This window comes from Niveibacterium terrae (assembly GCF_048213115.1).
GTDB classification, from domain to species: domain Bacteria; phylum Pseudomonadota; class Gammaproteobacteria; order Burkholderiales; family Rhodocyclaceae; genus Niveibacterium; species Niveibacterium terrae.
Map to the genome: position 1 here is coordinate 2,299,994 of NZ_CP172404.1, position 12,240 is coordinate 2,312,233.

The 12,240-nt window shown below is 62.9% G+C and carries 10 protein-coding genes; 1 reads left to right on the top strand and 9 read right to left on the bottom strand.

The features are described from left to right. Positions 1-44 precede the first annotated feature (44 nt). Positions 45-623 (top strand): HupE/UreJ family protein, encoded by a 579-nt coding sequence (locus tag ACHFB9_RS10630; protein WP_417067026.1) that lies wholly within the window; start codon positions 45-47, stop codon positions 621-623. A gap of 89 nt (positions 624-712) precedes the next feature. Here the strand turns inward: ACHFB9_RS10630 and ACHFB9_RS10635 are convergent, their stop codons facing one another. From ACHFB9_RS10635 to ACHFB9_RS10675, 9 genes are all read right to left on the bottom strand, one after another. Then, complete coding sequence (locus ACHFB9_RS10635) at positions 713-2,323, bottom strand: methyl-accepting chemotaxis protein (RefSeq protein ID WP_417067028.1); 1,611 nt, start codon at positions 2,321-2,323, stop codon at positions 713-715. A gap of 170 nt (positions 2,324-2,493) precedes the next feature. Next, complete coding sequence (locus tag ACHFB9_RS10640; protein WP_417067029.1) at positions 2,494-3,030, bottom strand: YgjV family protein; 537 nt, start codon at positions 3,028-3,030, stop codon at positions 2,494-2,496. A gap of 2 nt (positions 3,031-3,032) precedes the next feature. Next, positions 3,033-3,656 (bottom strand): bifunctional 4-hydroxy-2-oxoglutarate aldolase/2-dehydro-3-deoxy-phosphogluconate aldolase, encoded by a 624-nt coding sequence (locus ACHFB9_RS10645; RefSeq protein WP_417067030.1) that lies wholly within the window; start codon positions 3,654-3,656, stop codon positions 3,033-3,035. Positions 3,657-3,705: 49 nt separating this feature from the next. Beyond that, a complete protein-coding gene (locus tag ACHFB9_RS10650; protein ID WP_417067032.1) occupies positions 3,706-4,650 on the bottom strand; it encodes a sugar kinase in 945 nt (314 codons plus the stop codon). Between the two features lie 84 nt (positions 4,651-4,734). Then, positions 4,735-5,460, bottom strand: a complete 726-nt coding sequence (locus ACHFB9_RS10655) for a GntR family transcriptional regulator (protein WP_417067033.1) — start codon at positions 5,458-5,460, stop codon at positions 4,735-4,737. 181 nt (positions 5,461-5,641) lie between these two features. Further along, positions 5,642-7,879 (bottom strand): glycoside hydrolase family 28 protein, encoded by a 2,238-nt coding sequence (locus tag ACHFB9_RS10660; RefSeq protein ID WP_417067035.1) that lies wholly within the window; start codon positions 7,877-7,879, stop codon positions 5,642-5,644. 159 nt (positions 7,880-8,038) lie between these two features. Next, positions 8,039-9,304, bottom strand: coding sequence for a porin (locus ACHFB9_RS10665; RefSeq protein WP_417067037.1), 1,266 nt, complete (start codon positions 9,302-9,304; stop codon positions 8,039-8,041). A gap of 94 nt (positions 9,305-9,398) precedes the next feature. Then, positions 9,399-10,688: an MFS transporter gene (locus ACHFB9_RS10670; protein WP_417067039.1), complete on the bottom strand. Its 1,290-nt coding sequence runs from the start codon at positions 10,686-10,688 to the stop codon at positions 9,399-9,401. A gap of 87 nt (positions 10,689-10,775) precedes the next feature. Beyond that, positions 10,776-12,224 (bottom strand): tagaturonate reductase, encoded by a 1,449-nt coding sequence (locus tag ACHFB9_RS10675; protein WP_417067040.1) that lies wholly within the window; start codon positions 12,222-12,224, stop codon positions 10,776-10,778. Positions 12,225-12,240 lie beyond the last annotated feature (16 nt).

Below are 12,240 nucleotides of genomic sequence, written 5' to 3' on the forward strand. Positions count from 1 at the left end.
GCCGGAAACAGCTATCGTGGGCACACGCACGAAGAGGAGGCAGCATGAGACGCACCATTGCGCTGTCGGCGCTGATCCCGCTGGCCGCATCCGCCCACGTCGGAGCCGATGCCGGCCTGCACCAAGGCCCGGCTTTCCTGATCGGTCTGATCCACCCCTTCACCGGCCTCGATCACCTGGCCGCAATGCTGATGGTAGGCCTCTGGAGCGTGCTCGCCTTTACCGATGAGCGGCGCGCCGTCTGGGCAGCCCCGGCCGCCTTCGCGAGCCTCTTGCTGGTCGGCGGCCTGCTCGGCGTCGCCGGCATCGCTCTGCACGTCGTCGAAACGATGATTGCGCTCTCGCTGCTGGCTCTGGGTGCAATGGTCGGTCTGCGCGTCAAGCTGCCGGTTCTCGCCGGCTGCGTCGCCGTCGGCGCATTCGCGGTCTTTCACGGCATCGCGCACGGCAACGAGTTGCCGGCCGCCCGGGCGGCCGCAGCGCTGAGCGGGATGGTGATCGGCACGGCGAGCCTGCACCTGACCGGGATGGCCCTGGGTTGGGCCATCGCGCGCAGCGTCATCCTGCCGCGTCTCGTCGGTCTCTGTGTCGCTCTATTCGGGCTGAGCCTCTTGGCAGGCTGAATCCTCGGTAGACAGGCGCCCCGCCGCGGACGCAAAAAAGCCGTTCAGTTTCAGCTGAACGGCTTGTCATTGGCTGAAGTGGCCAGTGCTTACATCTTGAAGTTCGACACCGATGCGCGCAGCTCTCCGGCCAGGGACTCCAGGGCCTGGACGCTGCCGCTCGCCGAGCGGACCGATTCGGCCGATTCCTCGACCATGTGCGCGATCCGTTCGACGTTCTGCGCAACGCTGGTGCTGGCCTGGCTCTGCTCGCGGGTCGCCTCGGCGACATCGCGAACCTTGCCCAGAGTCTCGGCCGCGCCCTCGTTGATCTCGCGCAGCGCCGCGGCGGCCTGACCGGCCATCTCGACGCTCTTCGCGACCTGAGGCGTCACCTGCTGCATGCTCTGCACGGCCGACTCGGTATCGGCCTGAATGCCGGAGATCGTCGTCGTGATCTGGTCGGTCGCCTGGGTCGTACGCTCGGCGAGCTTCCTGACCTCGTCGGCGACGACCGCGAAGCCCCTGCCCTGCTCACCGGCCCGGGCCGCTTCGATCGCAGCGTTCAGCGCGAGCAGATTGGTCTGATCGGCGATCTCCTTGATCACGCTGGCGATGCCACCGACTTCACGCGAACGCTCCTGCAGACTCTGGATCAGCTTCGAAGCCTCGGTGATCTGGCTGGACACGGCCGCGATCGTCTCGGAGGCCTGGTTCACCTGCTTCTCGCCATCGGCGGCCAGAGCGCTCGAACGCTCCGAATTCGTCTCGGTGTCGCGGGCGCTCGACGAAATGTGGTCGATGCTGACCGACAGCTCTTCGATCGCGGCCGCGGTCGAGGAAGTCGCATCCGAAGACTGGCGCGAAGCCTCGCCGACCTGGCTCATCATCTCGCTGAGCGACTGCGAAGACTCGGCCACATGGTGGGCGCCCTGCTGAATGCGTTCGATCATGTGGCGCAGGCTCGCCTGCATCCGGACGATCGCGGCCATCAGGCTGTCGGCCTCACCGTTATGTTCGAGCTTGCGGCTCAGATCCCCTTCGGCGATCGCGATCGCAACCCTGGCCGCGTAATCGGGCTCGCCACCGAGGCGGCGATAGATGCCTCTGGCCATCACGGTCGCCATCGCGGTCACGACGACGAGGACAAGCAGTCCGAGGAAGAGGAATTTCCCGGCCAGGCTCCAGTACGCGGCGTTGATGTCATCGACGAAGACACCGAAACCGACGATCCAGTCCCAGCCCGGGATCTTCGCGACACCGTTGATCTTGGGCACTTCGACATCGGTTCCGGGCCGCTTCGACATGTCGTCGAAGAAAGCGAAATCCTTGTTCGAGAGCTCGTCGAGGTAAGTCTGGAAATTGCTCTTGCCGTTCGCAAGCGTCTTGCCCCAGTCGACCTTGCCGATCACCGCCTGGTTCGGGTGGGCGAGCCCCAGGGCGCCGCTGGTGCGCGCCCAGATATAGTTCTTGTCATCGCGCATGCTCGCGAGCACGGCGACCGCACGCGTCTGCGCTTCCTCGTGGCTGAGCTTGCCGGACTTCTCCATCTCCTGGAAGGCCGCGACCTGTTTCACAGCAAGGCTGAGCACGGTGTGAATCTCGTTGCGCCGGGCATCGAGCATCTCGCTGCGCAGCGTGCTGAGAGCGAAGGCCGCCATCAGGATCAATCCGAGCAGTGCGCAGCCAACGATCAAGGCCAATCTCTTGGAAAGCTTCATCTCCACATCCTTGTTAAGCACATCCGCACGGTTCACGGCAAAATCGTGCAAAAATTAAGGGATCGACAACCCTGCCGGCATTCCGAGCCGGGGTGCAATCCGAAAAAAACCCCGCCGCTCCATCAAGGAACAACGGGGCTTTTCATCCGACCGCTAGCTTGTCACTCAGTTCAAAGGGACGCAGCCGTCGCCTTCTCCCGGTGACGGACGATCAACATCCGGACGATCGTCACGCCATTGGTCAGCCCGATCATCGCCTCGAGCGCCGAACCGCCGATCGAGCCGCTCAACACGTTGTTGGTCAGCCACAGACAGGTTCCGCACAGCAAGGCCAGACGCAAGCGTATCCCTTTGAGCAGGAACATGGCCAGCGTTCCGACCACCGCGCCGACGATCGGCAGGATATGCCGCCATTCGGTGACCAGCATCGATCCGACCGCGATATTGACGGCGACGATCGCCAACGCGACCCGGACCGAACGCGTGCGCAGCGACAGCCACGAGCGCAAGGCCGAAATCAGCGAGCTGGCCGCCGCGGTCGGATTGCCCAACAGCGTGAAGTGGACCGTATAGGCCAGGCTCAGCGCCATTACGAGATAGCGCAGACGGCGATCGTCGCGTTGCCAGAACGCGGCGATCCCCAGAGCGAAGGCCAGATAGCCGAAGAGCTGCGCAAATGAGAACGCGCCGGCCATCAGAGCGGACATGCTCAGGCCCGCAGCGCGGCAGCCTGGGCGGAGAGCGTCTCGATCGCCTTCCAGTCCCCGGCAGCAACCTTGTCAGCCGGGATCATCCACGAGCCACCGACGCAGAGGATGTTCGGCAGAGCCAGCCATTCCGGCGCATTGGCAAGGTTCACACCGCCGGTCGGGCAGAACTTCACATCCGCGAAGGGACCGGAGAAGGCCTTGGCCAGGCGGGGGCCACCGATTTCCATGGCCGGGAAGAGCTTCAGGCGATCGAAGCCCATATCGGTCGCAGCCATCACTTCCGAAGCCGAAGCGACGCCGGGCAGCAGAGGAAGATCACCATCGCGGGCGGCCAGAGCCAGCTCACGGGTCAGACCCGGGCTCACTGCGAAACGGGCACCGGCGGCGGCCACTTCGTCGAGCTGTTCGGGACGACGCACGGTTCCTGCACCGACCACAGCCCCTTCGACTTCGGCGGCAATCAGGCGGATCGCTTGGAGCGCGACCGGAGTACGCAGCGTCACTTCGAGCGCGCGCAGACCACCGGCGACCAGGGCGCGGGCCATCGGCACCGCGTCCTCGATCCGGTCGATACGGATCACCGGGATCACGGTGGCGAGTTTCATCACTTCTTCGACGTTCATATTCAGCTCCTGAGCCGCGCGCCAGGCGCGGCAATGGTTGGGGGGGTCTTCAGGCCAGAAGGCCTGCAGGCATTTTTTCAACGGGGATGATCGCGCCCGGGCACTGGATCACCGCGGCCGCCAGCCGGTTGCCAACGCCCAGCGCTTGGGCAGGCGAATGTCCGCGCAGGCGGGCTGCGAGATAGCCGGCGCCGAAGGAGTCACCGGCTGCCGTCGTATCGACGACACGGGCTACGCGCTCGGCGGCGACGGCAATCCAGTCCTGGGCCGCTCTGCGCACCAGAGCCGGTTCGGCTCCGCGCTTGACGACGACCTCGGCGCACGGATAAGCGTGGATGCGCGCGAGCGCTTCGTTCTGATCGTTCCAGCCGGAGACATCCATCTCATCGCCGAGCGTGATCAGCGCGATGTCGGCGCAGGCATAAGCACGCAGATAGACCTGGCTGGCTTCGGCAGGCGAGGACCACAGCCTGGGTCGGTAGTTGTTGTCGAACACGACGGTTCGACCGCTTTGATGAACGGCCTGCATCGCGGCGAGCAGACGCTCGCGCCCGGCCGCATCGAGGATGGCCAGACTGATGCCGCTGACATAGAGCACATCGACATTGGCGAGGTCGCGCTCCAGGGGCGAGACGGGATCGGCGAAATAGCTCTTTGCCGCGCTCATCTGGCGCCAGAAGGAGAAGAAGCGTTCGCCGCTCGCATCGACCTGGATCGTGTAGATCCCCGGCAGTTCGCCCGGACGGCGACTGACCAGCGAAGTCTCCAGGCCCTCAGCCTGCCAGCTCGCGAGCATCGCTTCGCTGTAGGGGTCGGCCGCGCCGACCGCGGTCGCATAGCCGACCGAAAACGCACTCCCAGCAAGGCGGGACAGATAGACCGCAGTATTCAGAGTGTCGCCGCTGAACGCCTGGCGCATCAGGCCCGGCGCTTCAGCGCGCAGCTCGATCATGCATTCGCCAAAGGCGACAACGCGGGGAAGTCCGGAGCTCATCATCGATTCCGTTCGTTAAGTGGAAATACGGTGCGCTGCGGTCCCGGGAATGAGCACACAGGACAGCATCCGCATTCAGACGGCTCAGACCCCCGCGAAGGGATCCCGGCCGCCGGACAAGTGATTGGTAAAGTAGTCGGGGCGCAACATCTTCGCGACTTCGACGACGGGCAGGACATGATCCAGGTGCTCGTGCATCGCGATGGCCGCCTCGCGTTTCAGACCCTTTTCAAGCGCATCGACAACGACTTCGTGCTCCAGCACGACCCCCTTCATCCGGCCGGGAATCGGCAGGGTCAGGCGCCGATAGCGGTCGACCTGGGTCTTGGCCTGCTGGATGATTTTCCAGACTCCGCGCAGACCGGCGATGTCGGCGAGCGTCTCGTGAAAGATCTCGTCGCCGTTGTGAAAGCCCTGATAGTCGAGTCCGTCGACGCTGACATGCTGTTCGGCGATGATGCGGCGCAAACGCTCCAGCCCTTCGGGCGTGATCCGGGCTGCGGCGCGGTCGATGATCGCGCTCTCCAGCGCCGTACGCACCAGCATCGCTTCTTCGAGCTGGTCGAGCGGGATGCGGGCGACGAAAGTCCCGACTCGCTGAGTCACTTCGATCAGGCCTTCCTCGGTCAGACGCTGCACCGCCTCATGGACAGGAGTGCGGCTCGTGCCGTGCTCCGCGGCAATGTCGCGTTCAACGATCCGCGTGCCGGGCAAAAGCGTCATCTCGGTGATCTTCTTGCGCAGATCGAGATAGACCCGGCGCGAAGCGCTGAGCGATCCCTCTTCATTCGTGCCAGATGTCTTTTTCATATCCTGCATCAAACCAGATCGATTCTGGAATTCAGTCTTTGATTTCTTGTTCTGTCTGCATTGCAGACCGGCGCTCCAGACGAGTCGGGAGCCTTGCAGCCCCCGTTCTCGTCCGGGATGCCTCAGGGGCATCCCGGTCATCTGATCATTCCGGAGGGCGAGCCCCCGGAAAACTAAACGATCACTTCAGGACCGCCCAGGTCGTGCCTTCCGTGCTGGTCAGCGACGGGTAATCGACATAGGCGTAATCGCAGTTGACAACCTTATCGACATCGACCGCCTTGGTGGCCGTGCCATTGACGACGATGCGCTTGGCGGCATTGGCGACGATGGGCAGGTTCACCCCGTTGATCGTCAGGTTCGCGTCGGACGAGATCATGTTGATACTGTCCGGGCTGTCCGCAACGACGTTCTTCAGGTTCATCACGAGCGGGTACTGCGGGTTGCCCTGGTTCGAGCTGTCCGCTTCGTAACCCATCAGCTTGACCGTTCCCGAACCCTGGATCCGGACATCGGTAAGATCGATGTCGTGGAAATTCGGGATCTTGCCCGTGCCGGCCTTCGTGCTGTAGTACGGCGTGAAGAGCAGCGGGTTCTGAGCGTTCTTGATGCAGATGTTCGAGTAGTGAATGTTCATGACTTCACCGCCGCGAGCCTGGTCGGACTTGATCCGCAGACCCTCTTCCGATTCGCGGAAGCTGTTGTCATAGACATGCACGTTGCGAACACCGGCGTTCGTTTCCGAACCGATCGAGATGCCGTGGCCCCAGTAGATGTGGTTGTGGGCGATGACGATGCCGTACTTGCGGTCGGCGCGGATCCACTTGTCACCGTCAATGCCGGGCAGACCGGAACCGGACGGGCTGGGGTTGGCGCTGCCCTTCAGAACGATGTCGTCGTCACCGGTCCAGACGTAGTTGTAGACGATCGCGACGTTCTTCAGATAGCCGTCGAAGTACATCTTGTTCGTCGAGGTCGTCGTAGCCGTCGTCCAGACCGTGGTCGGAACGCCAGCACCCGCAGCAGCGGTGGTCAGCACGTTGGTCGCACCGGTCGTCAGCGCAACTTGCGTCTTGCTGGTCGAGGAACCCGGGTCGATCGCGTCGGTGTTCTTGACGTTGTCTTCGGTGAAGGTGTCGCCGTTGTAGAGCGGGTTGCCGTTACCGGCCGGGTTCGCGAAGGCTGCGGTCGAAGGCGTCTGGATCTTGATGCCCCACACGGTCAGACCGTCGATGCCGCTCGGCACGAAGTGGAAGTTCGCGCTGTTGTTCATCGTGATCTTGTACAGGGTCAGGTTCTTCGCATAGTTGAAGACCATCATCCGGAAGCAGGACTGCGAGCCGGTACCGGTGGTGCCGTTATCGACCATGTTGCCCTTCATCGCGAGGTCCCACCAGGTCATGTTGCGGACCGTGGTCGTGCGGTTGACGAAGGTACCCCCGTTGTCGCAAGCCGTGCCCTCAGCAGCGAACGTGCCCTTTTGATAGGCCGCGTAGGTGTTCGAGCAGGTCTCGTTGACCTTCATGATCGGATAGTACTTGTCGGTCGTCACGATCTCGGCGTAAGCGCGGCTATCGATCGCACCTTCGCCCATGATCGCGGAGTTGACCAGGTTGTCACCCGAGATGAAGGAGCGGCAGTTGCCCGACGAACCCGACTTGGAAGCCGTCGTCGTCGTGGTCGGCGCTGCGGTGTTGCCGCAGTACTTGCCCGGCAGGTTGTACAGCATCACGTCGCGGCTCGCGAACAGGGTCACGCCCTTGTCGATCACCAGCGTCACACCCGAGGGCAGGTTCAGCGGGCCGGAGATGAACGAGTCACCACCGTTGTCACCCATGACCAGGCGGACAGCGAACTTGCTGCCACGATACTTGGCCTTGGCCAGCTCTTCGCCGGAAGCACCGGCAGTGTTGGGCGCGTAGTAGGTCGTGCCGGCGGTTGCAGCAGCGGCGGCTGCGGTCGCGGCGTCAGCCTGCTGCTGGGCAGCAGCGGCAGCGTCGGCATCGGCGATCGCCTGGCCGACTTCCGCGTCGACGGCGGCGCCGCAGGCGTTCAGCGCGGCCTGGATGCGGGCCTGGTCGGGGTTGGTCGTCGCGGCGCTGGCGGCGACGCCGGCACCGGAGACCGAAGGATCGGCCTCATAGGCCAGGGCGCCGTCCGGGCGCTTCTTCAGCGTATCGCTGGCCTTCAGCGTCGCGCAGACCTGATCATCGGTCGGCAGGGTCGGCTCGGCTTGCAAATTCGCATCAAAAGTCGTCGTGCCGACCTTGAAAGGCGTGGACGACGTGTAGGAAACGGTTCCGGCATTGTCAGTTCCGCCGCCACCGCAGGCGACCAGCGCGACGGTGCTCGTCGCACAGGTCAGAACGAGCATCAATTGCTTCATCGTTCGCGAAATGGTCCGATTGGGCATTTTCATTTCTTACTCCTCATTGAGTCTTTCCGAATCAACGGAAAGCCTCTTACGTTCGAGACGCTTCGGCGCAGCCGAGAGCGTTCCCTCCTTTTTTGGGGCCTAGCCCCCCTCCTCCGCCCGCGCAATGCGACCGGAAAAGGAAGAGCTGGACCCTCTACTTCGTCAGAAGCGTGCGATCAGGCCGACACCGAAGGCGCGCGGGCTGTCGCCCGGAGCCAGGTAAGCGTCGTTGCTGCCCGAGTTGTTGCTATAGACGGGCGACTGACCGAGGTTCACGCTCTGCTGCGACTTGTTGTTGATGTGCGTGAAGTACGCATAGGTCGCGAAGGCATCGTTGATCTTGTACTTGGCGCCCAGCGAGAACTGGGTCGCTTCGTAGTCCTGCTCGGACGCGAAAATCGCGTCCTTCATCTTGCCGAGCTTGCCGTACGAGAACATCAGCGACGTGTTGCCGATGTCCTGGGCGATCGAAGCCATCCAGCCGGTCTGCTTCATGTGGCCATCGACCAATGCGTTGACGTCGCCTTCGACGAACTGTTCGTAGCCGTAGCTCGCCTGTTCGAAGCCGAGGCCGATATAGGTCTTGGTCGGCAGCTTGTAGGACGCGACAACCTTGGCATAGCGGGTGTTCTGGTTGTCTTCGCCGTCGATCTTCAGGCCGTAGCCGGCTTCGAGCCTCGAAGTGTTGATGCCAGTATGGCGCTGCATGTCGTAGCCAACACCGATCTCGAACGGGCCGCGGGTGTACTTCACCGCTGCCGAATAGCGGTCACGCGCGTTCGAGTTCGAATCGTTTTCGTCGAAGCCGTAGGACGCAGCAGCCTGCAGACCGTAGTACTCGGGCGAGAAGTAATGGACCGAGTTCTTGTAGCGGGCTTCGCCGCGGCTGAAGATGCTGTTCCAGTTGCCGGTCATCTGCGCGCTGGTGTTGTTCCACAGATCCAGACCATGAGAGGTCAGACCCAGGTTGCCACCGAGTTCGCCGCCCGAACCGACCAGGCTGCGATAAGCCGAGTCGTGGTTACCGGCCAGCAGACGACCGTAACGGACGTTCTCGACACCGACGAAGGTGTTGCGCGAAGTCAACGTCGCCGAGCTGCCCGTATCGTTGGTGCCGCCCTGTTCGAACGCGTTCAGGCTGCCTTCGATCTGCCAGATGGCCTTGAAGTCATCCTTGAGGCCAACCGAACCGGAGAAGCCGATCCGCGAATTGCCGTCGGAGACGCGACCACGGCGCTCGTAAGGCGTCGCGCCGCCCTTCGCTTCGATCGATTCGACCTGAGCGTTCAGGAAGCCGTACACCTTCACATGCATCGGGATGTCAGCCAGGGAAACGTCAGCAGCCGAAGCCACGTTCGCCAGACAGGCAAACACGGTCGGAGCTGCAAGCAGCATCGCCTTCTTTGCCAGGCCCATTGATGTTTTCATTTATTGCTCCTCGAAAAATTCTATTTTTCACTGCTGGGGCTACGCGGTGCGGTCTGTCGCATCCGCGATCAGACCGCACGACAAACCTAACCGATCAGGCCTTGGCCAGAGAGGCTTCGAGTCCTGCCGGAGTGGATCCACCCTTCTTCGCCAGCGTGCAGCAGACGACAGCACCGATCAGGTCGAAGACCGTCAGGACGACGAACAGCGGGCTGTAACCGACCTTCGAAACCAGCAGACCGAATACGGCGGTGAAAGCCGCGGCGCCAAGATAACCCATCATGCCGCCCATGCCGGTCGCTGTTGCAACTTCGTCCTTCGTAAACACGTCGGAGGTGACGGAATACAACGCTCCGGACAGGGTCTGGTGCGCGAAGCCACCGACGCACAGCAGCGCGATCGCGGTGTAGGGGCTTTCGACGAAGCCGACGCAGGCCGGTCCGACCATGAACAGGGCACCGGTCACGACCACCATCTTGCGCGACGTGAAGAGCGAGACATTGCAGTACTTGGTGTAGAACGGGCTCAGGTAGCCGCCGAGCACGCAGCCGATATCGGCAGCGAGGAAGGGCAGCCAGGCGAACATCGCGATTTCCTTCAGGTTCATGTGACGCTCGGTCATCATGTACAGAGGAATCCAGGCATTGAAGGTCTGCCAGGCCGGTTCGGAGAGGATGCGGGGAATACCGATCGCCCAGAAGTTGCGGCTCGTGATGATCTCGGTCCAGGACTTCTTCTTGCCGCCCGTTTCGCTGGGCGCAGCTTCCTGACCGGCGATGATGTAATCGCGTTCCTCATTGGACAGGAACTTCTGATCGCGCGGATGCTTGTAGAACAGCATCCACAGCGCGGTCCAGACCAGGCCCATGCCGCCGACCAGCACGAAGGCATATTCCCACTTGCCCTGCATGATCGCCCAGACGACCAGAGGAGGAGCGAGCAGCGCACCGATCGACGAGCCGATGTTGAACCAGCCGATCGCAACCGAGCGTTCCTTGGCCGGGAACCATTCGGAAGTGGCCTTGACGCCAGCGGGGATGCCGGCTGCTTCGGTCAGGCCCAGCATGCCGCGGAAGACCGCGAGGCTCTGCCAACCGGTCGCCATCGCGGCCGCGCCGCAGGCGAGAGACCAGGCCAGAGCGAAGATCGCGAAACCGAGCTTGGTGCCGATCGCGTCGAGGATGTAGCCAGCGACCGGCTGCATGAATGCATAGCAGACCTGCCACGCCACGACGATGTGCGAGTACTGCTCGGTGGTGATGTTCAGTTCTTTCATCATTGCCGGCGCAGCCACCGACAAGGTATTTCTTGCGAGGTAATTGACGACCAGGCCTAGCGTGACCAGGCCGACCATCCACCAGCGTACACCCTTGATCTTTGACACGATGTCTCCTTGATGCTTCTGATTGAGTCCCCACCTCCGGGCGGCAAGGCCACCCGGATCGGGAACCGGTTTTTTTCCAACGAATCTTTAAACCGCGCCGTCCTCTTTCCAGGACTCGAGAACGCGGCGCACACCGCTGTCTTCGATCGCGGCCAGCGCACGGCCCAGAGCCTCGGTCAGGCCAGGCACTTCATTGAGGTCGCGGCCCCACAGAGCGGCGTTGGCCAGCCACTGGCGGGCGATCTCGGCCAGAGACCATTCCCCGCTCGCGACGCGCGGCCAGGCTTGCGCAAACCATTCGAGATTGACGGCGTCATCGGCGAGCTTGATCACGCCGCCCTTGTAGAGGCGCATCGTCGCGGCCAGCGAGAGAACCAGGCGACGCGGCACGGCGCCGTGCTGGGCTTGGTAGGTCAGCAGTTGCGGCAGCACACGGGCGGCGTACTTGCTCCAGCTGTTCAGCGCGATCGATTCGAGGCGGTGATGGATGTAGGGGTTGCGGAAGCGGCGCAGCACATCGGCGGCGAAGGGATCGAGCTCTTCGCGCGGCAGCGGCAGGGCCGGGATGATTTCCTTGTCCAGCGTCGTGAGCAGGAAAGGCCCGACGACGGGATCATCGACCGCTTCGCCGACCGTCTCGACGCCCGCCAGCAGCGCGACCGGCACCATAGCGGTGTGACCGCCGTTGAGCACGCCGACCTTGCGTTGCTTGTAGGGAGTGATGTCCTTGACCAGCTTGACGTTCAGGTTCGCGCCGTCGAGCTTGAGTTCCTTGGCCAGCCAGTCCGGACCTTCGATCACGAACAGGTAGAAGTATTCAGCGGTGACCAGGAACTTGTCGTGATAGCCCAGCTCTTCCTCGATCGCAGCGATCTCGTCGCGCGGGTAGCCGGTCACGATGCGGTCGACGAGGGTCGAGCAGAAGGTGCAGGCGGTGTCGAGCCACTTGTCGAAGCCTTCGCCGAGCGCCCACAACTTGGCGAAATGCTTGATCGCGGCCTTCAGCGCGTCGCCGTTGTGGTCGATCAGCTCGCAGGGCAGCAGAACGACGCCCTTGTCGGCCGCGCCCTTGAAGAAGGAGAAACGCTCGTGGAGCAGACGGGTCAGCTTGGCCGGATACGTCGTGGCTGGTGCATCTTCGTAGCGGTCGGTGTCGTTGACCGCGATGCCCGCTTCGGTCGTATTCGAGACGACAAAGCGCACATCCGGATTGTGGGCCAGAGCCAGGTAGTCCGCGTAGGCGTGACCGAGGTCGATCTCGCGCTGGACGCAGGTGATCTTGCGGTATTCCTTGACCGGCTCACCGGCTTCGTTGAGACCGCGGATCAGCGTCGTATAGACCCCGCCCTGGGTGTCGAGCAGCGGGAAATCGGGGCGGCTGATCGGGCGCACGACGGTGACGCCGGCGTTGAGGCCAGTGCGTTCGTTGAGCAGATCGATCTGCCAGTCGACAAAGGCGCGCAGGAAGTTGCCTTCGCCGAACTGGATGAACTTGGTGGGCAGCGCCGAGGGCGCTTCGCGATTGAGTTGATTCATGATTGTCTTTTCTCCG